This window comes from Pseudoalteromonas sp. 2CM39R, assembly GCF_023161845.1.
Genome location: NZ_JALNTM010000007.1, coordinates 332,744 through 358,325, shown reverse-complemented (window position 1 = coordinate 358,325; position 25,582 = coordinate 332,744). Strand labels below are relative to the sequence as shown.

The following is a 25,582-nucleotide window of genomic DNA, read 5'->3' as shown; positions in this document are numbered from 1 at the left end:
CGGAGTGGACGGGACTCGAACCCGCGACCCCCGGCGTGACAGGCCGGTATTCTAACCAACTGAACTACCACTCCGCATTTTCGTTTCTGTCTGAGTCTCCCCTGACAGCGGCGTGAATAATACGAACCAGCCCCTGCTTCGTCAAGGGCTTTTTTGTTTTTTTACAGGTTTTTTAGTCATCTGACATCGAAAGGTTTAAAATTCCACCTGATTTATCATTTTTTGAGCTATTTTCTGGTTCATCTGATTTTTGCTGTTCAGCTTTTTTTGACTCAACAGCTTTCTTTTTATTTAAAAAAGCTAAATTCAATTTAAGTTTTAATGGTTTGTTCTGCACAAAAACACGAATACATAACCAACCTATAAATAAAATGGCCAAATTTCCACCAACAATTAAACTAACCATTAATCCCGTGGACATTACTTTTGGTTTTACAACTGGCACAGGAATAATTTCTGGTTCGCTAACACTGGCAACTGGAATTTCTGGAATCACTTCAATCGGTCTTTCTATTTCAAATAAATAGGTTGGCAATGTAGCCATAAACTCTCGGTCATTGATTGTTGAGCCAAAAACAGAGATTTCAATGTTGTAGCGCCCCCAACCATAATCTTGTAAAGCCAGCTCTCTAGCAGTAGTGCTGTTGCTATCTAAGTAAAATACCTGCTCTTCACCATTGGGATAATAAATTTTACCTTGCATGATCACCGTATCAGGTTTTAAAAGCTCATCATCAATATTGATGGTAATGCGATGATCACCCCCCTCTTCGGTTGCTTCAACGGAGGTAAAGCTGAAAGGCGGCTCATGCACAACAATAGGATCTTGAACCACCCGCCTCTCTAATACATCAGTGGTAATATAAAGCTCAGGGCGCCACTCGCCAGGTGTGAAATTTAAAGTAAACTCACCGGTAAACACACCGTCTTTAGCGCTTTCATCGAACCCGTAGCCATCATCTTTGAATTCAGTTACTTGTTGTATGCCTGCACCAAAGTTTTCAAAGTTTTCATTATTGGTGCTCACAAAGCTTACATTAAGCGATACCGCATCTTTAAATAGGTTGGCGCGAATCGGCTCGCCATCATTTAAAATCTCACCAGTTACCTTTACAGTTTCACCCTGAAACAGAATTTTAGGCAGTGGGTCTACTTTTAGCGATAACTCACCAATAACAACAATGCGGCTTTCTGGCATTATTTGGCCAATAACTTGCCACGGCCCAGGCATGGGATTGCGAATAACCACTAAGTCATAATTTAATTCATCGTACCAATCAAGACTAGTGTTTCTCACCGCATTGGTTGCAAAGTATTTAGTACCATCGGGTCTTACTAAAATTACGGCAGGCGATCCTGGGCGTCTAAAAAATATTAATTTTATTTCATCAATTTTGTCATCAACACGAAAACGGTTATCCAGTAACGGGATTTCATTTTGTTTACCGCTGCCTTTTAACTCTTCAACTTGCTTTACGCTGTGTGCATCGGGGTGGAAACACACGGCAATTAAAAGCAGTGAAACTACTAATAGCGTTTTCATAATAATGCCCTATTCAGCGCGCCATAAACAATGGCCGCCCTCCTTTTGTACAATATCTAAACGCGTTTGATGTGCGCTTTGCTCTGCATCGTTAGCTGCTATAACTACCAAAGGTGCTCTGTCACTACTTAGGCGTCTAATACCGCCTTTTTGATCATCACTTGAGTCATCTTTGTTTTGATTTAGGTTTAGCTTTACTTGCCCCCCGGTCATTGCCAGGTAAACATCGGCTAAAATTTCAGAATCCAGTAAGGCGCCGTGTAACGTCCGCTTAGTGTTATCAACATCGTAGCGGCGACAAAGTGCATCTAGGTTGTTCTTTTGCCCTGGATGCAAGTCACGCGCCATTTTAAGGGTATCAAGCACGCCACAAAAACTATGGGTGTTTTGATAGCCTTGATTTAATAACGCAAATTCATTATCCATATGGCCAATATCGAACGGCGCATTATGAATGACTAACTCAGCCCCTTTAATATAGTCAAAAAACTCTTGGGCAATATCACGATAAAGCGGTTTATCGCGTAAAAATTCATTAGTAATACCGTGAACATCAATTGCTTCTTCTTCAATGCTGCGCTGCGGATTAATGTAAACGTGAAAATTATTGCCGGTTAACCGGCGATTCATAAGCTCCACACAGCCGATCTCGATGATACGGTGCCCTTGTTTAGGGTCGATGCCGGTGGTTTCTGTATCTAAAACTATTTGTCTGCGTGCCATATCGAATTAAGCCTGACTCTGGTATCTTTCTATAATCACTTTATTGTACATAATATCAAGGTAAAACAGTGCAAAAAACCGTAGAGATTTACACCGATGGTTCGTGTTTAGGTAATCCAGGCCCCGGTGGTTATGGTATTTTTATGATTTATGAAGCCCATGAAAAAAAATTAAGCCAAGGTTATAAGCTTACAACCAACAACCGTATGGAAATGCTGGCAGCCATTGTGGCGCTAGAATCTCTTAATCGTGCCTGCCCTGTAACCCTGACTACCGATAGCCAATATGTTAAGCAGGGTATTGAGTCTTGGATCACCAATTGGAAAAAACGCGGTTGGCAAACCTCGGCTAAAAAGCCGGTTAAAAATGTCGATTTATGGAAACGTCTCGACAAAGCCTGTGCCGAGCACGACGTTACCTGGAAATGGGTAAAAGGGCACAGTGGCCACAAATATAACGAAATTGTTGACGACCTTGCTCGTGATGCGGCCAGCGGCAACAACTTACTCGATGATGAAGGTTACCAACCGTAACCCTCTACATCATGCTATTTTTTATTTTGTTGATAATGCTGCTTTGAGGTTTGCCTAAGCCCTACCCCTTTTATTGGCGCAAATTGTGGACGAGCATGCCACTTAGGTTTGATTGGTGTAAGTGGCGCAACTCGTTTTCGTGCCACCAGCATATACACACTGCCCATAGGTTTTAAATATTGTTTAGTAAAGCTGCGCCAAAATGCAAACCGCGATAAGCGATTACCGCGCGCCAACGACGAATAAATAAAACGCTCATCGGCCACAATTTCAAATCCAAGTAAATTTAGCCAGTCTTTTACCCGTGCAGGAGTAAAAAAGCGCCCTGTCCACGGTAATTTTTGACGGCTAAACGGCAGTAACTGCGCTAACCCACAAAAACTAAACGGATTAAACCCCGTAATTGCGATATAACCGCCTGGAATAAGGGTTCGATGAGCCTCACGTAAAATATGATGTGGATCTGAGTGATACTCTAAACAATGGCTCATAATGCAGGCATCTATACTATGCTCGTAAAAAGGCAGTTCGTCTATATCGGCAACCACCCCCGTGTATGGGCCAAGCTCTGCAACACATACTTGATGTTTAATGGAGCTTTTACTGGTGTCTAATTCACCGCTTAAATTACCTAATTTAAGCATATGATAGCCAAACATTCGCGGTAACCAAGGCGACAATTTGCGTTCTATATCACAACGTAAATAATCACCATGCGGAAACTGCTGCCATGACAACGGTTTAGGACCTTCTTGAAAACTAAGGGCTGGTTTCATTATATAAGCTCGTTATAATATTAATTAAATACCACTTTATAGAGCAACGATACATGGTGCAAGTCAAAGCAATTAAAGCCTTTTCTGATAACTACATTTGGTGCTTAACCACCGAGCAGAATAACCAAGCGTGGGTCGTTGATCCTGGGCAATCAGCGCCAGTTTTAGAGCATTTAGCACAGCATAACTTAACCCTTGGCGGTATTTTAATTACCCATCATCATTATGATCATACCGATGGCGTAGCTCAATTAGTAAAGCAGTACCCTAACATCACAGTTTACGGCCCAAGTAATAGCCCATTTGAGGGAATAACAACGCCTTTAAATGAAGGTGATACAATTAGCGTTTTAAACATTCCATTTGACATTATAGCGACTCCTGGGCACACCCTAGACCATATTTGTTATATTAATGATGCACTGGCCTTTACTGGCGACACCCTATTTAGCGGCGGTTGTGGGCGCTTATTTGAAGGCAGCCCAGAGCAAATGTGGCATTCATTTAATAAGTTGCGAGTACTGCCAAGTGATTGCAAAGTATATTGCACCCACGAATACACCCAAGCAAACTTGGCCTTTGCAAAAGCGGTTGAGCCACGAAACCCCGAATTACTCGCTTACAGCCAGCAAGTAGATGAATTGCGAAAAAATGATGAAATAAGCTTGCCAAGCACCATAGGTCAAGAACTTAAAGTTAACCCTTTCATGCGTAGCAACTTACCCAATATTACAGAGTCATTACCAAAAGAGTATTGTTTAGTTACAAAAAACAATGAACCTTGGGAAAACTTTGCTAGTCTGAGAAAGTTCAAAGATCATTTTTAAGCTAGCAACAATAATAATAAAACGATTAGTTAATAAACAATAAGTTAACATTTTCTAATCATATTTGTTTGGAACTTTTAACGGTCATAAGTGGCAATGTTGACTCATTATGGGTAGTATTCGCCGAGTTTTTTACCCTATGTATTGGTATTTATGAATAAATCTCCTCTTTTATTGGTCTTAGCGATGACGCTAGGCGGTTGTCAAACACTGACAACGTTAAACACAGATTCACAAAATCAAGCTCAAAACCAGCTTGAAGGCGCCAGCCCAAATGATATTAGCACTGCATTAATGATGAATGCGCAATATCAACAAGTAAACGATATTGAAGAAGAAGCCCCTGTGTTTGACGATGTTTGGGAGCGAATTCGTTACCAATTATCTATTGATATTCCACAAAATCGCCCAGTGGTCGCTGAGCGTAATTATTATGCACGTCATCAGGCATACCTAGATCGAATCTCTAAACGTGCTGAGCCGTATTTACATTTTATTGTTGAAGAAATTGAAAAGCGTGAAATGCCCATCGAAATTGCACTTTTACCCATTGTAGAAAGTGCATTCGACCCTTATGGCTACTCTCACCGTACTGCATCGGGTATTTGGCAATTTATGCCTGCAACTGGCGAGCGTTTCGATTTAAAACAAAACTGGTGGTATGACGGTCGTCGCGATATTGTGCAGTCTACACGCGCTGCACTTGATTATCTCTCGTACTTACACAAAACCCTTGAAGGTGATTGGCTGAACGCAATTGCCGCCTATAACTCAGGTGAAGGCCGCTTGCTGCGTGCGATTAAAAAGAATCGTAAAAAGCATTTACCTACCGACTTTTGGTCACTAGATTTACCTCGTGAAACCACCGCCTACGTGCCTAAATTATTAGCTTTAGCTGATTTACTAAAACGTGCAGATGAGTTTAAAGTGTCGTGGAAGCCAATAATTAACGCACAAGTAGTCGAAGTGGTTAATATTGAGTCACAAATAGATTTAGCACTGGCTGCGGATATGGCCGATATGACCCTTACCGAACTATATCGATTAAATCCAGGATTTAACCGCTGGGCAACCGATCCTGATGGCCCACACTTTTTATTACTTCCTACCGATAAAGTAGAACAATTCACTGAAAAGCTTACCGCTACAGCGATTAAAAACCGTCTTCGTTGGCAGCAATATAAGGTCAAACGTGGCGATAGCTTGTCGGTGATTGCAGATAAATTTACCACTAGTATCAGCGCGATTAAGTCATTAAATAAGCTTAACTCAAACGTAATTCGTGTGGGTCAACAAATTTTAGTACCACTCACTGATGGTAAAATTAACAGTGAACATTTGCCTCAGCAAGTACGTGCGGCCGCTAATAAAAGTTTACGCACTAAACTTTCTCATACGGTAAAAAGTGGCGATACCCTATGGGATATTAGCCGCGAATACGATGTAACTATGAGTGAATTAGCTAAGTGGAATAAGCTGAAAAAAAATGCAGTACTGCGTTTAAATCAAAAATTGGTAGTTTATAAGTCGGCTAGCCAGCCTAAAGAGTCGACGAGTAATACTAATCGTACTATTACCTACAAAGTGCGCCGAGGCGATTCTTTAGCGCGTATAGCGTCTAAGTTTAATTTAACAGTGAGCGATATTATTAAATGGAATAACCTTGCCGGACAAAAATACTTACAGCCAGGACAAAAGCTTAAATTAAAAGTAGATGTAAGAAGTAGCTGATCCCTATTGTAATAAACTGTTAAATAAAAAAAGAGCGCATGCGCTCTTTTTTTATGCCTGCTATAAACCTTAGCCTACAATGCCTAAAGGCTGTGCTGTTTGCCATGCACCGCGAGTAAAATCGGGAATATCGATTGAGCGGCTACGCTCACTCACAGACTGGGCTGATAACGGTGAAATAACCGACCACGCTGCGCCATCGTAAACGTCCTGATCCAGCGGTTCGCCATTTCTTAGGCAATAAATCATCCGCCAAAACATTAAAAAGTCCATGCCTCCGTGGCCGCCATTGCGCTGTGCTTCTTCACCCATTTTAATCCATAGGGGATGGTCGTACTGCTCATACCATGCGCTCATATCATAATCCCATTCATGAAAACTTTTAGAACCACCATTTTCAAGTGCAATACGATTAGGGAAACCGGCAAACACACCATTCGTGCCTTGGATTAAGTTATGTCGAGAGTATGGCCGAGGGGTTGTTGTATCGTGCTGTACCATAATACTGCGCCCCTTGAGAGTTTTAATTAGTGTCGTGTTCATATCACCAGCAATATAATTAAGCTGATTACGGGAATGATCCGCTGCAAATTCGCGTTGTGCATACGCGCTTCTACCCAGCGAAGGAGAGCTCATTGAGGTTAAAAAATCAAACCTATCGCCACGATTTATATTCATATATTGCGATACAGGGCCTAATCCATGGGTCGGGTATAAATTACCATCACGTTTTGCATGCCATTGCGTTCGCCATGAGCCTGTTTTGTGCTCAAGCTCTTTCATTTGCCAACGAAGCTCATGAATATAGGCCGCTTCGCCATGTAACAGCTCCCCAAATACACCTTGGCGCACCATGTTTAATACCATTAACTCGTCGCGACCGTAATTCACATTTTCCATCATCATGCAATTTTTTTGAGTACGTTCGGCGGTATCTACAATCTGCCACATTTCGTCAACAGTCAGTGCCAGGGGCACTTCAACAAAAGCATGTTTTGCGCTGTTCATAGTATCGATAGCCATAGGTGCATGCCATGCCCAAGGAGTAGAAATAATGACTATATCTATGTCTTGTCGTTCAAGCATTTGTTGATAGGCGTGCTCACTGCCAGTATATAACGCCGGCTTAGCTACCCCTTTATCAACTAAATAATTAGCAGCTCGCTCTAGCACCTCAGTGTGCGTGTCACAAATAGCGACTATTTGCGTACCTTCTATATGACTCATACGCTTTACATGTCCATAACCGCGCTGACCCACACCAATAAAGCCCACTCTAACCACATCCATTTTGGGCGCGACTAAACCAATAACGCTGCGCCCTTGCTGTTTTGGTGCGCTTGCATTAGCACTTCCACTTGATGCACAACCACTCACTACACCTGCAGCTGCGGCAACACTGGCTGCTTTTAAAAAGTCTCGACGATTAAATTGCTTCATTGCTTTATCCCTTTTGTTATTGTTTTAACTTACCTAAAGGTGATGAACGGGTAAATAGGTGAAGAGGTAAGCGACATAAAAATAAGGTTAAAAGAGATAAAAATTCGCATTTACCGGTTACTTGGGGTTATAGTCGAAAAAAATTATTATTTTAAGTAGTTATGTCTTATATAAAAATCACTGCACTTTTTTTAGCTATTGCACTAACGGGTTGCTCTGAGCCTACAACGCCAGCTTCATCTCTTGAAAACACACCTGGTGTTAGTTTAAATAATCTTAAACAGCATATTAAAACCTTAGCGTCAGATGACTTTGAAGGACGCGGCCCGCTTACCTTAGGTGAAGTTAAAACCGTTGGTTATTTAAGTGAGCAATACCAAGCAATGGGGTTGTCTGGCGCGTATCAAGAGAAGTATTTACAGCCAGTTAAAATGGCCATGCTAACTGCAGATCAAAACATGCAATTAACTATGGGGAAGCTTAGCTTTATTGCAGGTAAAGACTTCACCGCCCGTACAAAGCAGTTACAGCCGATTATTGATGTCCGCAATAGCGATATTGTATTTGTTGGTTATGGGATTAACGCGCCAGAATATAACTGGAACGACTATGCCAATGTTGATGTAACCGATAAAACCGTTATTGTGCTGGTGAACGATCCGGGCTTTGCCACCCAAGACGATACACTATTTACAGGCAATGCCATGACCTACTATGGCCGCTGGACTTATAAATATGAAGAAGCCGCGCGCCGAGGTGCAAAAGCGGTATTTATTGTTCATGAAACAGCCCCAGCCGCATACCCTTGGGGCGTGGTTGAAAGCTCAAACACGGGCACTAAGTATAGCTTGATGGACAACAACCTTAATGCATCTGAACTGCCAGTTATGGGCTGGTTAACACTTAATGCGGCTGAACAAGTATTCGCATCGGCAAACTTAAATTATCAACAATTAAAGCAACACGCATTAAGTAAGCAATTTCAAGCCAAGGAATTGAACTTAAAGGCGAACCTTGCATTTAAAAATGAAGTGTCACACGCTAAATCACATAATGTGGTTGCACAAATTACAGGCAGTGAAACCCCTGACGAATACGTTATTATTAGTGCCCATTGGGACCATTTTGGTACTAAACAAACCGACAGTGGACCTAAAATTTATAATGGCGCAGTCGATAATGCTTCAGGCACCGCAGCAACACTTGAAATAGCTCGCATTATGAGCAAGATGCATCAGCAAAAGCCATTTAAACGCTCAATCCTGTTTGCTAACTTTACTGCCGAAGAAACAGGTCTAATTGGCTCAGAAGAATTTGCCAATGGGAACATGATTGCCACCAAAAAAATGGTCGGATTATTAAATATCGATGGTATGAACGTGCTCGATGAAACCGATTATATTTTGCAATACGGTAGCAACTTATCCGAAATGGAGCATTACTTAGCAAGCGCGGCTAAAGCACAAGGACGCGTGGTAAAAATGGATCCTCGCCCACAAAATGGATTGTTTTTTAGATCAGATCATTTCTCACTCGCTAAACAAGGCGTGCCAAGTTTACTGTTTATGAGCTTAGGTGATACCGATCCTGACTACATCAGTCATAAATACCATAAAGAAGCCGACGACTATTCAGAAGCATGGTCATTAGCTGGTGCAAAACAAGATATCGAGCTGGTTATAGATATAGCCAGTCAACTTGCCAATAATGGCGACTGGCCTAAGTGGACAAGCGAGTCTGATTTTAAAGCCAAACGTTTAGAAGATAAGTAAATAAAAAAGCAGCCGAGAAATTATTCGGCTGCTTTTATCTGTATCGTTAAAGATTGTGCATGTTTGTTACTGAACTTTAGCAAATTCTTGCTTAGATAATTAACCATTCCCGTCAGTATCTAAGTCATCAAATAATTTAGCTAATTGTGAATTAGCTTGTGCTTCAGACTGGCTAATAACGCCGTCGCCATCAGAATCAAAAGAATCAAAAGAATCAAAGTCAACCGCAGCAAAAGCGGCAGAAGACGAAGCAAGTGCAATTAAAGCAAGCGTTTTAGTAAATGTTTTCATAATAAATCCTTAGCTTAATAAAAAAGTGGGTAAGAAATCCTTTTCAAAGATCCTTAGGGAATTATAAAGTTAGTATGCTGAAAATTCGTCTTTAGAAAGTTCACCATTGCCATCTACGTCCAGCTCTGCAAACTGCTCCATAAGTTCGGCCGCAACCGATGCTTCAGCTTGGCTAATTGCGCCACTACCATCTACATCAAGAGTTTCAAAGTCTGTGCTGGCAAATACTGCAGATGAAGAAGCAAGTGCCATAAGTACAAGAGTTGACTGTAATTTTTTCATAATATTAATCCTTCAAAGTATGCAATGTTTGGGTATAAATTAATTAACTCAACGCTACAACCGTACATCCTAGTTATTCTCTTTCATAGGCTCCCTTGCCTATTTAGGTTGTCTTTGGCAACTCAGAATATGTAATAGCGTTGAGCATTGGCCTTTTAAGCCTTAGAAAATTCTGCTTTAGAAAGCTCGCCGTTTTTATCCGTATCAAGCTCTGTAAACTTACTCATAAGTGAAGCGTCTACTGATGCTTCAGCTTGGCTTATTGCGCCATTACCATCCACATCCAGTGTGTCAAAATCTGTTGCAGCAAACGCCACAGATGAAGAAGCAAGTGCCATTAATACCAGTGTTGATTTAAATGTTGTCATAACGTAATTCCTTCATTGGGTTGTAAGGTTAAGCGTTAAGCTTAATCACTTTTTGCTAAATACAGCTTAGGTATTACAACTTCGATGCCATGTTTAATTTTTTATTTATAAACAATAAGTTAAAAATAAAAATGTGATTTTTACTTAAAAATGCCCAACATTTTGTTGCTCTTTTGCAACAGCTACTTTTAACTAAAAAAATACCCATTAAAATTCAAAAACTTAAATCATCTAAAAAAGACACACCTATCTTCAATTCAAAATAAAACAATAAAACTGAGTCGCTATAGAGATAAATCGCCACTGAACAAATTAACAACGCGAAATTAAACAGGTTAAATTAAATAGATAACAAATTGAAAATAAACAACTTAAATTGATTTGTAGAAAAATATAAATTAATTTTTTTAACCGGGAGAGAAAAAGCAAGGATTTGTCGCCGTATGGCGAATAAATATTTAAAGTAAGGAATGAATCTCGTGCGGGATACTAATTTGATATCACTCATACCCACTTATTTGGGCATGATTACAAGCGGTCACTTCCAGCCTTGGCGCCACCTTTGTTCGTCTTTTAAGTCGCGCCACTGAATAGGATATTGATTTTTTGACATCACCGCTTCAGTGATACATTCAATCACATTAGCGTCTTCATCAAATTCTACCTCAACAATAATAAAGTGCTTTTCTTTATTAATAGCTGGGATGGCAGTCCATTTACTATTTAGCAGTTTTTTAGGGTTTAATTTATTCATACTACACCTTTTATGTTTTCTGCTTGAGAATACGCATCAGGGATACGTTTAGTTTTATTAAAAAAACAAAAACTTCCCTTTAAACATTTGTATTTAGCAATGAAAAGCATATTCTCCAACATCAAGCGAAAGTAATTCAATAGCCGCATTTTCACCTATACTTGGCGTTTCACGAGTTTGAGCGGGGAAAATCACTGTTTTAGCGCAAGGAGAACCGTCTTGTCGATTCAGGGTCAGAGGCCTGTTCGCTGCCACCTTAAAATACGCTGGATAATAATACACCCCGTTACACACAGTAATGACTATTTGATTGCTATCACTGTTTACTTCGGCTCATACAACCAAAACCAATAAATAATAGCGACAATAAGTAAAACGCCTAATAAATTAATTAATAACATAATTAAATCCCCTATAAATAAAGTTACGAGTTACTGGCTTTAAAATAACGTAACCGGTTTGCATTAGTGACTACAGTAAGTGATGATAAAGCCATTGCCGCGCCAGCTACGACTGGGTTTAGTAGTAAACCAAAAAACGGATACAACAGCCCTGCAGCAATCGGAATACCCGCAATGTTATAAATAAACGCCCCAAACAAATTTTGTTTAATATTAGTTATGGTTGCGCCACTAATTGCAATGGCATCTGCAAGACCATGAAGTGAGCCTCGCATCAGCGTTATATCCGCACTTTCAATAGCTACATCTGTGCCAGTGCCAATGGCAAATCCAACATCGGCTTGTGCCAATGCTGGCGCATCATTTATACCATCACCAGTCATGCCTACAACTTCACCTTGAGATTGACGCTTAGTCACTTCACTGGCTTTATCATCTGGCATTACTTGCGCTATAAAGTCTGTAATACCGACTTTGCTGGCAACGGCTTTAGCGGTCGCTTGGTTATCGCCTGTCAGCATAACCACCTGCATACCTTTATTTTGTAAGCGTTTAATGGCCTCAGCTGAGTCTTCTTTTATTGGGTCAGCAACTGCGATTATGGCATGTAATTGATTGTCAATAGCAAAGTACATCGGCGTTTTAGCAGCGCTAGCAAGCTGCTCGGCTTGAGGTATTGCCTCTGCAATATCTATATTGTGGCTTTTCATCAGTGCCTGATTGCCAAACAATAGGCTTTGCTCATTAATGGTACCGATCACACCTTGTCCAGTGATAGCATTAAAATTACTGACTTTTTCAAGGGTGATATTTTGGTTTTTAGCATAATTAACAATGGCTTCGGCTAATGGATGCTCAGAACTACTTTCAAGACTAGCTGCTAACTTTAGCACCTCGGTACTGTCGCTTTGGTTGAACGTAACCACATCGGTCACGGTTGGCTTACCAGCGGTTATAGTGCCTGTTTTATCTAAGATCATGGTGGTGATTTTAGCTGTTGTTTGTAGCGCTTCACCGTTACGAATAAGTATACCCGACTGAGCAGCTTTACCTATGCCGACCATAATTGACATCGGTGTAGCTAAACCTAGTGCACACGGGCAAGCAATAATTAAAACTGTAGTTATTGCAACAACCGCATAAGCAATACTCGGCTGTGGGCCAAAGTTAAGCCATGCTAAGCCTGCTAGTACCGCAATAATCATCACTGTGGGTACAAATATGCCTGAAATAACATCAGCTAAGCGTCCAATTGAGGGTTTAGAGTTTTGTGCACGTTTAACCATATTAATAATATTCGCTAAGGTGGTTTCGCTGCCTATATGGGTTGCTTTAAACAACAAAGTACCACTTTTATTAATACTGCCAGCAATAACCTTGTCACCCTCACCCTTATTAACCGGCATCGGTTCACCAGTGAGCATTGATTCATCTAGTGTACTGCTACCTTCAATAACATCTCCATCGACTGAAATTTTCTCTCCAGGGCGGACACGAATCAAGTCACCTTTAATAACTTGGCTTATAGCTACATCTTGCTCTTGGTTATCTCGGATCACCCGTGCCGTTTTAGGCTGTAAACCAATTAAGCGTTTAATCGCCTCAGAGGTTCGCCCTCGCGCCTTTACTTCAAAAGCTAAGCCAAGACTTATTAAGCCTATGATCATTGCTGAGGCTTCAAAATAAACATGTCTAGCCACCTCTGGTAATAGACTTGGCATGAGCACCACCACCATTGAATATAGCCAGGCTGTTCCCGTACCAAGCGCAATCAAGGTATCCATATTAGCCGTATGATTTTTAAATGACTGCCATGCGCCAGTATAAAATTGCTTACCCGACACAATCATTACGACCAATGTCATCATTCCAACAATAAACCAGCCAATACGCTGGGCATTGCTAGTGACACTCATATCAAAGATTAATCCATAAAGCATTAATGGCGCACCCAAACCCAATGCCAATTGCATATTGCGCATAAGTTTTTTGTAGTGCGCGTTATCAGCTTCGGCTTTTTCATCTAGGGCGTCTTGTTGAGAATCACTATTCATAGGTTTAGCTTGATAGCCAATATCAGCGACAGCGTGCATTAGCTCCCCAGCCTTAGCCGAACCTTCTACTTGCACAGTTCGATCGGCAAAGTTCATTTCAACGCGCTGCGCACCCTTTACATTTTTCAGTGCTTTCTCTATTTTAGCCACGCAACTGCCACAATTTGCGCCTTCAATCATAAAGTTTTGCGTGGTGGATTGATTACTCATAACGCTTCCTTAGTATTTTTAACTTCAGAGATTGGATCAACAAAGGTCTCTATTAAGCTACATATATCTGCACTTACAGCCCCATCAGGCGATTTATCCCACTGTTTAACCGCTGCTTGCATTCGCGTGCGTAATTTAAGTGTTTCTTGAAAGTGCTGCTCTGTTTCCTCTAGTCGCTTTGCTATTAATTGTCGTGTGAGCGGACAAGGGCACTGCCCTTGCTCCGACTGTGCAATAATTTGTTGAATATCTTTTATTGAGAAACCGAGTTGACGCGCACTAATAATAAACTTTAAACGTTGCTGATCGGCTGCGGTATACACTTGATAACCATTGCGCTCACCACGAATAGGATTAAGCAGCTTTATTCGCGTGTAATGACGAACTGTGTCTTGGGTCACGCCCATAGTATTGGCTAATTGCTTTACGTACATCATTAAACCTCTGGCTGGCTATGTAATGACAACATAATAAACCTATGTGTAACACATAGGTCAACAATTAATTAAGCATATGGCTGGGAGTGTGGAAGAAAGTTAAGATAAGAGCAGCCACCATAAGTGACTGCTAAATTTGAGAGTTACTGTAGTCCTTAGTTTGCTTTGCTTCGAGATTGCTTAAGTGCTTCACCAAGCTCACCCGCAATTGCTTGAATTTCAGGCATAGCGTCTTGTACTAAGGCTTGTGACATTTGCATTGATTCTTGCATTACTTGTGGCATTTTCTTCAAAATAGCCTGCCCTGACTCTGTCTTATAAAAAGCTAACATGTCGCTAATTTCTTGTTCAGTAAATTGTTTATCGTAGAGGTTAATCATCATCGGCTGCATTTTTTGCCAGCTCATTTTTGTTTTTAATACCTCGGTCATATCAGCATAATATTTGTCGAAAATTGCTTTCTCATCTGGCTTTACGCCCATTTGCACTGACATATTTTGCATCATGCCCTCAACTTGCGCATACATAGAGTCAACCATGGCATCCATGTTCATCACCTCTACCAGCTCATCAATTTTTTGCTGTTTGGCAGTTTGCGCTGCAAGGTTAGTTGAAAAAATTAAAAGTGAAAGCAGTATTACCTTACCCATATTAATATCCTTTTTGTATTTGAATTAGCGTCATAATCACATGTTCAACAAGTGTTGTAAATGGGGACAACCAAAAAACGAAAAAGCCGAATAACAGGTGTTTATTCGGCTTTTAATCGTTTATTCCCAGAACTAATCTTTTTCGATATTATCGAGCCCTTTCGTTCCCTCTTTAGCTTTAAGCTTATGATGAATAGCGGTTTTAATCAGCATATAGCCACTAATAGGTGCAGTGATTAATAGAAATATAGTGATTAATATTTCTTTTACACTTAAGCCACTGACTGAATTAGCAAAAAATACCATAGCAGCGGTAAGTATACTCGCCATACCTAAAGTGGTGGCTTTTGTTGGCCCATGTAAACGCATAAAAAAATCAGGTAATTTAATTAAACCAATTGAGCCAATTAAAATAAATAACCCGCCTAACAGCAGCAATATTGATACGATCCATTCACTTATCATTTTAATACCTTACTCAATTATGTCGCCACGAAGTAAATACTTACATACAGCTACCGTACTTATAAACCCAAGCATGGCAATAAGTAAGGCTGCTTCAAAGTACAGCCCCGTGCCCATACTAATGCTATATAAAATAATCAAGGCAATCACGTTAATGTACATAGTATCGAGCGCTAAAATACGATCCGGTACTGATGGGCCAATAATAAGTCGCCATAGATTAAGTAATAACGACAATCCAACCATTGAAAAAACAATCAGTAATACTGTATCTAACATTGAAATATCTCCTTTAGGGGAGCTTCGTAACGTGCTTTTATTTGTTTAATAAGCGCTTGCTCATCATCTAAATCTAACACGTGAATTAATAAATAACGCTGTACCGGTTCATCGTCTTCATTAAGCGATTTAATCAGCGGGTAAACCTCGGCACTTACCGTACCCGGCGTTAAAGACACGCAGCTTGCTAAAATAGTAATTGGCATTTCATGCATTAAATCTATAGGCACTTTAACAAAGCCTGGACGCAGATTTTTTGAAGGGCCCAGAATTAATAATGCCACTTGCAAGTTAGCCACTATAATATCGTAAAGTACGATTAGTAATTGCTTAAGTGCTAGCCCCGGCTTTAATATCAGCGGTTGCGGGTCTCTAAACGACATACTAAATAACGGTATTAGCAACGCGAGTAGCGCCCCTAATATAATATGCCCTACCGACACACTGTTATTTAACAAGAGCCATACTATAAATAAAAATAGACTACGAAACGGCGTAGGTAACCAACCAAAACGAGCTTGTAAGCGCATTACATACCTCCCTTAAGTACCGCATTAATACCACCACTAATGTCGTGAAGCTGTGTTGCCGCCTCGAGGGCGTACTGTGTTGCCACGTCACCAAAAATAACCAGTAGTATTGAACTTGCCAATAAACCAACTAACACGGTCACTTGTAGCGGGTGGGCATTGGCAGCATCGCTAGCATCACCTGTTTTGTCTTTACGTTCCCAAAACAAACTAGTACCCGCACGTGATATAGCCACAATTAACGCTAAGCTCATAATTAAGTAAACAGGCCAAAATACCAGTGCTTGTTCGCTATTTAAGGTCGTTTTTAAAATCCAAATTTTGCCAACAAAGCCCGAGAAAGGTGGCATACCAATAACGGTTAAACCGGCAATAATAAAACACGCACCTAATAAAAATGGTTGTTTTACTGCACGACCTCCAACTAATCGATCACCAGCTTTACCTCGTTGTGTTGCAATTAAATCAGCAAGTAAAAATAGCGCCGCAGTCACTAACGTTGAATGCACTAAATAGTAAAGCAATGCAGCGGTGGCATTTATGTTTTGGAGTGCGACTAATGCCACCAACGTCCCTACAGAAACCAGTACTAAATTAGCGGTAAGCTTACGTAAATCTTGTGCGGCTAACACCCCTATTGCGCCAATCACTATGGTGGCAATAGCCAGCGCCCATAACCAAGACTGCGCCATATGCTCAAGTTCGCCAGCTTGTTCACCAAAAATAACCGTGTAAACACGTAAGGTCGCATAAACACCAACTTTAGTCATAATCGCAAATAATGCAGCAACCACAGGTGTGGCACTTGAGTAGGCGTTTGGTAACCATAAATGCAATGGTAATAACGCACTTTTAAGTGCAAACACCACCAATAGCAGTAAACCACCTGCCTTCGCTAAATAAACATCATCACCAGTTAGTTGCGGTACTTTATTGGCCATATCAGCAATATTTAAGGTGCCTAATACTCCGTATAAAATACCTAAACCAATTAAAAATACGCTTGAACCAACTAAATTTAAAATAACGTAATGCAGAGCAGCGCGCGTTTTGGGTTTACCGCCACCGTGCATTAACAGCGCATAAGAGGCAATTAATAACACTTCAAAAAATACGAAGACGTTAAATAAATCCCCAGTTAAAAATGCACCATTTACCCCTAGTATTAAAAAATGGATTAAAGGGTGAAAAAAGCTACCTTGTTCATCATCACCAGCACAGCCATATAAAGCCACGCCAACCCCCAAAAAGGCGGTTAAAGTGACTAACAAGGTCGAGAGCATATCTGCAACCAGTACAATACCAAACGGCGCAGACCAGTTACCTATTGCATAAACAATAATACCGTTATCTTTAACCTGAATTAGCAGTAATACTGTGACTGCAAAGGTTAGAATAGCCATTAAACTAGACATAAATCGGCGTGCAAATAAGCTTTTGCCACACGGTGGAAGCAACAAAATAATTGCCGCTAACATTGGCAGTAAAATAGGCAAAGATGCTAAATGCTGAATCATTTTCTCTCCTTGCGTTTATTTTTAGTTAGGGTGCCATCAACATGGTCGTTGCCTAAATCTGCTCGGCCTCGAATAGATAAAATAACCACAAACGCAGTCATCGCAAAGCCAATTACAATGGCTGTTAACACTAAGGCTTGTGGTAGCGGGTCAGCGTAATCAGCGCCAGTCCCTAGTACCACGGCTTTATTAATTGTTAAGCGCCCTGATGAGAATAAAAACAAATTAACCGCGTAAGAAATCATTGTCAGCCCCAGTACCACTGGGAATGTACGCGCTCTTAGCAATAAAAACACGCCACAGGTGACTAACACGCCAACGCAAGATGCGTATAACAGTTCCATTAAATATTTACCTCTTCTTTCTCTGCGTTCGCGGTCATATTACCTAAGCTCGCAAGGATCATCAGCGTAGCGCCAACAACAGTTAAGTACACGCCCAAGTCAAATACAATGGCGCTGGCAAACTCTGTTTTACCAACAAACGGAATATCAAAGTAATCAAACCAGGTAGTTAAAAATGGCTTGTCAAAGAACCAACTTCCCACACCTGTAAACATGGCAATAGCAATACCTGATGCAATAATTTTTCGATAGTTAACATCAAAGCGTTCATTTATCCACGCAGTACCATGCGCCATATATTGTAAAATAAAGGCAATAGAAGTTACGAGGCCTGCTATAAAGCCTCCTCCAGGTAAGTTATGACCGCGTAGGAAAATATAAGCAGACACTAATAGCGCTAATGGCAGTAAGCTTTGAGAAATACAAGCCAATAAAATAGGATGGCGATCTTTAGACCATGGACGCCCTTCACTATCGCTCGCTGGCATATAAAGTGGAATTCTTGATAACAGTTTAAATATGCCCAGTGCGGCAATACCTAGTACGGTAATTTCACCTAAAGTATCAAAGCCCCTAAAATCAACCAAAATAACGTTAACTACATTAGTACCACCACCGCCTGTTTTGGCGTTAGCAATAAAGAACTCAGAAATTGAATCAAGCGGACGAGTCAGTAAGGCGTAACAAATACTGGCAATAATGATCCCCACGGTAGAGGAGATAACCACATCACGTAAAATACGCAATGAGCTTGACTCTCTTGGCGTGCTTTGAGGTAAGAAAAACAGTGCCAACATTAATAGTATAATAGTGGCTACTTCTACAGTAAGTTGCGTTAAGGCCAAGTCAGGCGCTGAAAAACGGGTAAACGCCACCGACACCATTAGTCCCACAATCGACAGCATTAATAACGACACCATTCGAATTCGATGCCAAATAACGGTAGCAATTGCACCTATTATGAGTAGTCCTGCACCAATTGCGTTTTGAATATCAACCGGGGTATTAGGCACGCTACCAGCTAGCTGCTTCATTTCAAATAATGGCCAACCAGAGGCAAGTAATACAACGCCTAACATTATAAATACATAACGTTGTAATGAGCCATTTTCTGTTGATTGGATTTTGTTTTGACACCAATTGACCACTACCGCTAAAAAACGCTCGAAGATTTTTTTAGCGTTAAAAGGAGGTAACGACGCTTGGAACTGGAACAAGTACTTTCGATTAACGTAAATAAATAAACCACCAATTACCGCCATACCACTCATAAGTAGAGGTAAATTAAAACCATGCCAAATAGTCAACTTGTACTCGGGCATAGCTTGACCAAGTACAGCCAGTGACGCGGCTGATAAAATACCGTCAACGACAAAGTGTGGAAAAATACCCACTAAAATACACAGTACCACTAAGATTTCTATAGGCACACGCATATAACGCGGCGCTTCATGAGGGGTACGTGGTAAATCAATTGGCTCACCATTAAAGAACACGTCATGAATAAAGCGTGATGAGTACGCCACCGACAACGCACCCGCTACAGTTGCCAGCACCGGAATTAGCCACGACATAGAGCCAAGCACTTGCTGATGCAGTGTCTCAGCAAAGAACATCTCTTTTGATAAGAAACCATTTAACAACGGTACACCAGCCATAGCGGCAGCAGCCACCATCGCCAAGGTAGCAGTATAAGGTAAGTAGCGCCACATGCCATTGAGTTTGCGCATATCACGAGTCCCGGTTTCATGATCAATAATGCCGGTTGCCATAAATAGCGACGCTTTAAACGTCGCGTGGTTAATAATATGAAAAATAGCGGCAACGGTTGCAAGCTGTGTATCCAGACCAAGTAATAATGTAATTAAACCCAAATGACTAATCGTTGAATAGGCTAACAAACCTTTTAAATCATGTTTGAATAACGCGATATAAGCGCCAAATAATAACGTGGTTAAACCGGTCAAACCGACTAATAAAAACCAAGTATCGGTACCCGCTAATGCGGGATAAAAACGCGCAAGTAAAAAGATACCTGCTTTTACCATGGTGGCAGAGTGTAAATACGCACTTACCGGCGTAGGTGCAGCCATAGCGTGAGGTAACCAAAAATGAAACGGAAATTGTGCAGATTTAGTAAAAGCACCCAGTAAAACTAATACCAGTGCTAATTCATATAAGTTGTGAGATTGAATAATCGCTTTGCTAGCTAAAATGGTGTCTAAGTCGTAGCTTCCAACAATATCGCCTAACAACATTAAACCACCCAGCAAGGCTAAACCACCTGCGCCGGTTACTGCTAATGCCATGCGCGCCCCCTTGCGCGCCTCTGATTTGTGCCACCAGTAACTGATCAACAAGAACGAGCTAATACTGGTTAGCTCCCAAAATACCCATAACTGAATCACATTGTTTGACATAACAATGCCCAGCATGGCGGTCATAAATAACATTAAGTAGCTAAATAGCTTTGGCAGCGAATCATTTTGACTTAGGTAATAACGGGCATACAAAATAACCAGCAGCCCTATTCCTAAAATCATAAATAAAAACAGTAAACTCAAGCCATCTAAGCGTAAGGAAATATCCAGCCCTAAAGCAGGTATCCACTGTGCGCTAAAACGAATGGTTTCTCCCGCGAGAACCGCAGGCGCATGATAAAGTGTAATTGCAAGCGCGGCTAATGGCGCAATAGCCGTTAGGCTCGTTGCCTGATTTCGAGAAAGTTTGCCGGTGCATGCAGAAATAACACTGCCTAATAAGGATAACAGGGGTATCCAGAGCAAAGTCATAATGAAGGGCCTTTTTGAATCATAAAGTTTATCAATTCGCTACTTGTTATTATTAAATACCAAAGTGACTTGGGTATACGTTTTATGTCTGTTTTTTAACAACATTAATACGTACAGTTATACTGATAAACGCAGTTTTTGTCTATAGAAAGCGCCGCTAGCGGGATAATAATCAAACAAAAATGCCTATAAATTCATGAACTGAAGTAAAACAAGCTTAGCTTTTAAACAGTTTACGGCAGAGTCTATAACCACTAAAATCGTACAAATAAATCAGCATTGAGTGCTATATGGGTCTGCCACAAAACACGGTATTGCGCTGATAGCCCTAACTGTTGATATTGCATAATTGACCACTGTGCACTGGGCTTATAAGCAGTGCCACCTTGTTGGCAACTTTGGCTTTTGTGCCACCCTTTGGGAGCAACTGATTTTTTTGCAATAAATAAGTTAGGAGCAACAAACCCATTAAGCTGACATAACCACGCTTGCTTTTTTGCTGGTAAAGCGTACTCATCTTCAAAGCCATTAAAGTGCATTAATTCATGCAAAAAAACCGCGTAGCTAGCCTGTGAATTAATATGCATTAAACCATTTTTTACACTGGCAGTACCTTGCTTAGGCATCATAACAGCAAAATCGAACCCAGTGGGAAGCCGCTTTTTAAGCGATGATTGCTGCCAATCGCACTTCGCACGTTTGGATTCAGTACTATTACAGCTAATTGCATTACCCACATAAACTGGTTTTGAAAAACAAAAGGTATTGGGGCTAGGCTCTGGGTTTTGTAAGTACGCGTTACGAAATCGGTTAAGCCTGTATAATCCATCACGGTGATCGCTCAGCATTAACACATTAAATGTACACTGCTTTTGTATCTCAACTTGCTCGCTTGCAAGTAAAAACCCTAACTTATTCATAAATGATTTACTTAACGTTTCTATGGGTGCTTGTTGCTGTAAATGCAGGTGATAAAAGGTATCGCCTTTAGGAAGCTTATTTTGATTTTTTAATAGCGCTAAATCCTGCCAACGCTGTTGCGAAAATAACGAGTCGGCGAGTTTTTTTTGCTGTGCTCGTGTAATTTTATCCAAACTTGCTTGCCAAAATAGTTTAGCCGTTTCAGTTTGATTATTGCTTAATAATGACAACCCATAGCCATATTGAGCATCCGCTATTTTATTGCGAGCTAAGGTTGCTAAGGCTGTGGTGGGTAATTGTAATATGTGGTTTGTAAAGTAACGAGGGAATTGCCAATAACTGTCAATCACATTGGCCTTGGCATGTAATACTTGCCAAAAGCCAATGCTATTTTGTTTATTACTCGAGCCACTAATAACGCTAGCGCACAGTAATAAAGCACTTAGTTTTAAATAATTAGCCAGCGCTTTCACTGGCCATCAACTCAAGCTCTAAACGCGCATACTTATATTCTATAAATTCATGTACGTTCGTTGCTAGCGCCAATTTAAAGTAATCTGTGGCAATTGAGAGCTCACCTACGGCTTGGTGCTGTTTAGCTAAGTAAAAATAAGCTTCACATAAACGCTGAGCGTATTCTTGTTGTGAACTTACACCATCGGCTATGCCTGAAAAAAAGGCTTGTTCGCTCATATCACCCACATATAAAGCAATAAGTTGGTACGCCCATTCATTCTCATCAAGAGCCGCTGCATTGGCTTTTAACGCAGCAAGTGCCGCGGTTTTATCTTGTGCTGCTTGAGCTAAATAAAGCCACAATACACGGTAAGGATCGTTAGGAGAGCGCTCCAAGAATGTTTTAAAGTCATCCTTTGCAAGCGTGGCTCTATCACCATAGTACAAAGCAATACCACGATTTAAATACGCATATTCATGTTCTTGGTCTAACTCTATGGCTGAATCAAAATACTCGTATGCTTTTTCGTATTGCTGCATCAAGGTATGCTGAATACCCAAAAAGTTATAGACTTCAGCCAAATCAGGCTTAAGTTTAACCGCTCGGTTAAAATCAATTCGCGATAAAGTCGTCATGCCTAAGCTATCAAACAGTACTCCACGGTCATAATAGAGCTTTGCTTGTTGTTCTGTACTCAAGTCCGCTCTGTTTAATAGCTCTGAAAAACGTGCAATGGCAATTTCATTTCTAAAATCTGATGCAAGCGGTGCAGTAAATGGCACATTAATAATAGCAGCGGGTTTAGTAGTAGCCTGACAAGCGCTTAAAGACAAAATAGCAAAAGATGCCAAGGCTAAATGTTTAAGTCTCATTAAAATCCTTAATACCGAGGTAAGTAGCAAATAGATAAGACATAAGCTGTCTTGTAAGGTTCATTCCTGTTATGTGTTATTAATATCAACCGGCATAAATATTTGAACAATTTAACGAATTAAATACCCCTATAACGTTGTTAAAATTCTTTTATTTAGAACAACTAGATATCAAAAATTTTGCCTAGTTATAGAGCAATTTTCTTATCGTTAAAATAAGTCCCATATCCAAGCAGGTTGGTATAAGTATGATGAACACAATTAATTGCTAACATTAAAGCATAAAAAAAGGGGCTAAACAGCCCCTTTTTATACTATCCAGTAATTATCTGGATGAAAGTTTAGCAATTACGCGTCTTTAGACTCGTCAGCTGCAGGTGCTGCTGATTCCATTGCTTCTTTAATACTTAGACGTACACGGCCTTGACGGTCTACTTCTAGTACTTTAACTTTAACTTCTTGACCTTCGCTAAGGTGATCAGCAACGTTGTTAACACGCTCAGTGCTGATTTGTGAGATATGCACTAGGCCATCTTTACCAGGAAGAATGTTTACAAACGCACCGAAATCAACGATACGTACCACTTTACCTTCGTAGATAGTACCTACTTCAAGCTCAGCAGTTAATTGCTCAATACGGCTAATTGCATTTGCTGCACTTTCACCGTCTGTAGCAGCAATCTTGATTGTGCCATCATCACCGATTTCAATCGTAGTACCCGTTTCTTCAGTAAGCTGACGGATAGTTGCGCCACCTTTACCGATAACTTCTGCGATTTTCTTCTGTGGGATTTGCATCGTGTAAATACGCGGAGCAAACATAGATAACTCTTCAGAAGGTGCAGAAATCGCTTCGTCCATTACATTTAGAATGTGTAAACGTGCAGCTTTCGCTTGTTTAAGCGCGATTTGCATGATTTCTTGAGTAATACCTTCAATTTTGATATCCATTTGCAGTGCAGTGATACCGTTAGTTGTACCCGCTACTTTAAAGTCCATATCACCTAAGTGATCTTCATCACCTAAGATATCTGAAAGAACAACAAAGTTTTCTTCTTCTTTAACTAAGCCCATTGCGATACCCGCAACTGAGGCTTTAATTGGAACACCTGCGTTCATAAGCGCTAAAGACGTACCACAAACCGATGCCATTGAAGATGAACCATTTGATTCAGTAATTTCAGATACAACACGGATTGAATATGGGAAGTCAGTCAACGTTGGCATTACAGCTTGGATACCACGCTTAGCTAGGTTACCGTGGCCGATTTCACGACGCTTAGGAGAACCAACAAAACCAGTTTCACCTACACAGAACGGAGGGAAGTTATAGTTAAGCATAAAGTGGTTTTTGTGCGTGCCAGTTAAATCGTCGATTAACTGTGAATCACGTTCTGTACCAAGTGTTGCTGTTACTAATGCTTGCGTTTCACCACGTGTGAAGATTGCAGAGCCGTGAGTACGTGGAAGTACGCCCGTCATTACATCTAGAGCACGGATCATATCTGGTTCACGACCATCGATACGTTTTTCGCCAGCAGCGATACGGCCACGAACGATTTTCTTCTCAAGTGAACCGAATACTTTACCTACTTCTTGCTTATCAAGCGTTTCGCCTTCAGCAAGTTCGCTTGTTAGTGCTTCAACAACCGCATCTTTTGCAGTAGTTAATGCTTCTTTACGCGCTACTTTATCAGTAATACGGTAAGCTTCGCCTACTTTATCAGCAGCAAGAGTTGCTACTTTCTCTTCTAATGCAACGTTTTTCTCAGGTGCAGTCCAATCCCAAGTAGGCTTGCCTGCTTCTGCTTTAAATTCGTTAATTGCATTGATGATAGACTGTGATTGCTCATGGCCGTATACAACCGCGCCTAGCATTACGTCTTCAGCAAGTACGTCTGCTTCTGATTCAACCATAAGTACTGCGTTATCAGTACCAGCAACAACTAAGTCAAGTTGGCTCTCTTCAAGCTCTTTTAGTGTCGGGTTAAGTACGTATTCACCGTTAATGTAACCAACACGTGATGCACCAATTGGACCGCTGAACGGGATACCAGAGATAGCAAGTGCTGCTGATGTACCAATCATCGCAACCATATCAGGTTGGATTTCAGGGTTTACAGAAACAACAGTCGCGATAACTTGTACTTCGTTTACGAAACCATTTGGGAAAAGTGGACGAATTGGACGGTCAATAAGACGTGCAATAAGTGTTTCGCCATCGTTAGGACGACCTTCACGCTTAAGGAAACCACCTGGGATACGACCAGCAGCGTACATACGCTCTTGGTAGTTAACTGTTAGTGGGAAGAAGTCTTGACCTGGTTGAGCTTCACGCTTACCAACAACCGTTACTAGTACTGACGTATCGCCAATGCTTGCTAGTACTGCGCCGTCAGCTTGACGAGCGATAGCACCTGTTTCTAGCGTCACTGTGTGTTGACCTAGTTGAAATTCTTTTATAATTGCTTGCACTTAAAATATTCCTTAAATGTATTTTTAGTATTAATTAAGTTTTCATCAAAGTACCAATTACAGTACATAATTGTATTCAGTTGGAAATCAATTAAGTACTACAATTGGCAATGATGTAAATAACCGTAAATAAACCTT

At 40.8% G+C, this 25,582-nt stretch carries 25 protein-coding genes and 1 tRNA gene; 4 read left to right on the top strand and 22 right to left on the bottom strand.

Going from position 1 to position 25,582, the window contains the following annotated elements:
• The 3 genes from MTF66_RS18035 to dnaQ all read right to left on the bottom strand — a co-directional run bounded on the left by MTF66_RS18035 (nt 1) and on the right by dnaQ (nt 2,266).
• Nucleotides 1-74: transfer RNA gene (locus tag MTF66_RS18035), tRNA-Asp, on the bottom strand.
• A 98-nt stretch (nt 75-172) separates the two neighbouring features.
• The gene (locus tag MTF66_RS18030; protein WP_138621507.1) at nt 173-1,543 is read right to left on the bottom strand and encodes a TIGR03503 family protein; all 1,371 of its coding nucleotides are present in this window, start codon (nt 1,541-1,543) and stop codon (nt 173-175) included.
• A 9-nt stretch (nt 1,544-1,552) separates the two neighbouring features.
• Nucleotides 1,553-2,266, bottom strand: coding sequence for a DNA polymerase III subunit epsilon (gene dnaQ / locus MTF66_RS18025; protein ID WP_138621505.1), 714 nt, complete (start codon nt 2,264-2,266; stop codon nt 1,553-1,555).
• Between the two features lie 68 nt (nt 2,267-2,334).
• On the opposite strand from dnaQ, the gene rnhA reads away from it, so the two are divergent.
• The gene (gene rnhA, locus MTF66_RS18020; RefSeq protein ID WP_054202172.1) at nt 2,335-2,799 is read left to right on the top strand and encodes a ribonuclease HI; all 465 of its coding nucleotides are present in this window, start codon (nt 2,335-2,337) and stop codon (nt 2,797-2,799) included.
• Between the two features lie 14 nt (nt 2,800-2,813).
• Here the strand turns inward: rnhA and MTF66_RS18015 are convergent, their stop codons facing one another.
• A complete protein-coding gene (locus MTF66_RS18015; protein ID WP_054202171.1) occupies nt 2,814-3,575 on the bottom strand; it encodes a class I SAM-dependent methyltransferase in 762 nt (253 codons plus the stop codon).
• Nucleotides 3,576-3,628: 53 nt separating this feature from the next.
• On the opposite strand from MTF66_RS18015, the gene gloB reads away from it, so the two are divergent.
• Nucleotides 3,629-4,402, top strand: a complete 774-nt coding sequence (gloB, locus tag MTF66_RS18010; protein WP_055011755.1) for a hydroxyacylglutathione hydrolase — start codon at nt 3,629-3,631, stop codon at nt 4,400-4,402.
• Nucleotides 4,403-4,555: 153 nt separating this feature from the next.
• Nucleotides 4,556-6,133: a LysM peptidoglycan-binding domain-containing protein gene (locus tag MTF66_RS18005; RefSeq protein ID WP_054202169.1), complete on the top strand. Its 1,578-nt coding sequence runs from the start codon at nt 4,556-4,558 to the stop codon at nt 6,131-6,133.
• A 69-nt stretch (nt 6,134-6,202) separates the two neighbouring features.
• Here MTF66_RS18005 and MTF66_RS18000 read toward each other — a convergent pair whose 3' ends face one another.
• On the bottom strand, nt 6,203-7,573 hold the full coding sequence (locus MTF66_RS18000) for a Gfo/Idh/MocA family protein (RefSeq protein ID WP_138621503.1): 1,371 nt from the start codon (nt 7,571-7,573) through the stop codon (nt 6,203-6,205).
• Between the two features lie 161 nt (nt 7,574-7,734).
• Here MTF66_RS18000 and MTF66_RS17995 point away from each other — a divergent pair, with 161 nt between their 5' ends.
• A complete protein-coding gene (locus MTF66_RS17995) occupies nt 7,735-9,345 on the top strand; it encodes a M28 family metallopeptidase (protein ID WP_138621501.1) in 1,611 nt (536 codons plus the stop codon).
• A 99-nt stretch (nt 9,346-9,444) separates the two neighbouring features.
• Here MTF66_RS17995 and MTF66_RS17990 read toward each other — a convergent pair whose 3' ends face one another.
• The 17 genes from MTF66_RS17990 to pnp form a co-directional block, all read right to left on the bottom strand.
• The gene (locus MTF66_RS17990; protein WP_248527725.1) at nt 9,445-9,636 is read right to left on the bottom strand and encodes a calmodulin; all 192 of its coding nucleotides are present in this window, start codon (nt 9,634-9,636) and stop codon (nt 9,445-9,447) included.
• Nucleotides 9,637-9,705: 69 nt separating this feature from the next.
• Nucleotides 9,706-9,918 (bottom strand): calmodulin, encoded by a 213-nt coding sequence (locus MTF66_RS17985; protein ID WP_010391414.1) that lies wholly within the window; start codon nt 9,916-9,918, stop codon nt 9,706-9,708.
• A gap of 155 nt (nt 9,919-10,073) precedes the next feature.
• Nucleotides 10,074-10,286 carry an EF-hand domain-containing protein gene (locus MTF66_RS17980; protein WP_010391413.1) on the bottom strand — a complete coding sequence of 71 codons (213 nt, stop codon included), beginning with the start codon at nt 10,284-10,286 and terminating at the stop codon, nt 10,074-10,076.
• Between the two features lie 538 nt (nt 10,287-10,824).
• Entirely contained in the window at nt 10,825-11,040 is a 216-nt protein-coding gene (locus MTF66_RS17975) for a TIGR02450 family Trp-rich protein (RefSeq protein ID WP_010391412.1), read from the bottom strand.
• Between the two features lie 93 nt (nt 11,041-11,133).
• Nucleotides 11,134-11,322: a hypothetical protein gene (locus tag MTF66_RS38655; protein WP_374237562.1), complete on the bottom strand. Its 189-nt coding sequence runs from the start codon at nt 11,320-11,322 to the stop codon at nt 11,134-11,136.
• A gap of 142 nt (nt 11,323-11,464) precedes the next feature.
• Nucleotides 11,465-13,705 carry a heavy metal translocating P-type ATPase gene (locus MTF66_RS17965; protein ID WP_138621499.1) on the bottom strand — a complete coding sequence of 747 codons (2,241 nt, stop codon included), beginning with the start codon at nt 13,703-13,705 and terminating at the stop codon, nt 11,465-11,467.
• Entirely contained in the window at nt 13,702-14,139 is a 438-nt protein-coding gene (locus MTF66_RS17960; RefSeq protein WP_138596719.1) for a MerR family transcriptional regulator, read from the bottom strand. The genes MTF66_RS17965 and MTF66_RS17960 overlap by 4 nt, the downstream gene beginning before the upstream one ends.
• A 158-nt stretch (nt 14,140-14,297) precedes the next feature.
• Nucleotides 14,298-14,792 carry a DUF2059 domain-containing protein gene (locus MTF66_RS17955; protein ID WP_055011750.1) on the bottom strand — a complete coding sequence of 165 codons (495 nt, stop codon included), beginning with the start codon at nt 14,790-14,792 and terminating at the stop codon, nt 14,298-14,300.
• 132 nt (nt 14,793-14,924) lie between these two features.
• Nucleotides 14,925-15,257, bottom strand: coding sequence for a Na+/H+ antiporter subunit G (locus tag MTF66_RS17950; RefSeq protein WP_008114566.1), 333 nt, complete (start codon nt 15,255-15,257; stop codon nt 14,925-14,927).
• Nucleotides 15,258-15,266: 9 nt separating this feature from the next.
• The gene (locus MTF66_RS17945) at nt 15,267-15,536 is read right to left on the bottom strand and encodes a K+/H+ antiporter subunit F (RefSeq protein WP_008114565.1); all 270 of its coding nucleotides are present in this window, start codon (nt 15,534-15,536) and stop codon (nt 15,267-15,269) included.
• Complete coding sequence (locus tag MTF66_RS17940) at nt 15,530-16,066, bottom strand: Na+/H+ antiporter subunit E (RefSeq protein WP_054202162.1); 537 nt, start codon at nt 16,064-16,066, stop codon at nt 15,530-15,532. Before MTF66_RS17940 ends, MTF66_RS17945 begins: the two co-directional genes overlap by 7 nt.
• Nucleotides 16,066-17,583 (bottom strand): monovalent cation/H+ antiporter subunit D, encoded by a 1,518-nt coding sequence (locus tag MTF66_RS17935; protein WP_138621497.1) that lies wholly within the window; start codon nt 17,581-17,583, stop codon nt 16,066-16,068. Before MTF66_RS17935 ends, MTF66_RS17940 begins: the two co-directional genes overlap by 1 nt.
• Nucleotides 17,580-17,927, bottom strand: coding sequence for a Na+/H+ antiporter subunit C (locus MTF66_RS17930; protein WP_054202160.1), 348 nt, complete (start codon nt 17,925-17,927; stop codon nt 17,580-17,582). Before MTF66_RS17930 ends, MTF66_RS17935 begins: the two co-directional genes overlap by 4 nt.
• Nucleotides 17,927-20,719 (bottom strand): monovalent cation/H+ antiporter subunit A, encoded by a 2,793-nt coding sequence (locus MTF66_RS17925; RefSeq protein ID WP_248527723.1) that lies wholly within the window; start codon nt 20,717-20,719, stop codon nt 17,927-17,929. Before MTF66_RS17925 ends, MTF66_RS17930 begins: the two co-directional genes overlap by 1 nt.
• A 254-nt stretch (nt 20,720-20,973) precedes the next feature.
• Nucleotides 20,974-22,113 carry a hypothetical protein gene (locus MTF66_RS17920; protein WP_248527722.1) on the bottom strand — a complete coding sequence of 380 codons (1,140 nt, stop codon included), beginning with the start codon at nt 22,111-22,113 and terminating at the stop codon, nt 20,974-20,976.
• Nucleotides 22,097-22,969, bottom strand: a complete 873-nt coding sequence (gene nlpI, locus MTF66_RS17915; RefSeq protein ID WP_248527721.1) for a lipoprotein NlpI — start codon at nt 22,967-22,969, stop codon at nt 22,097-22,099. Before nlpI ends, MTF66_RS17920 begins: the two co-directional genes overlap by 17 nt.
• Nucleotides 22,970-23,317: 348 nt before the next feature.
• Nucleotides 23,318-25,444, bottom strand: coding sequence for a polyribonucleotide nucleotidyltransferase (gene pnp, locus MTF66_RS17910; protein ID WP_138621490.1), 2,127 nt, complete (start codon nt 25,442-25,444; stop codon nt 23,318-23,320).
• Nucleotides 25,445-25,582: the final 138 nt, after the last annotated feature.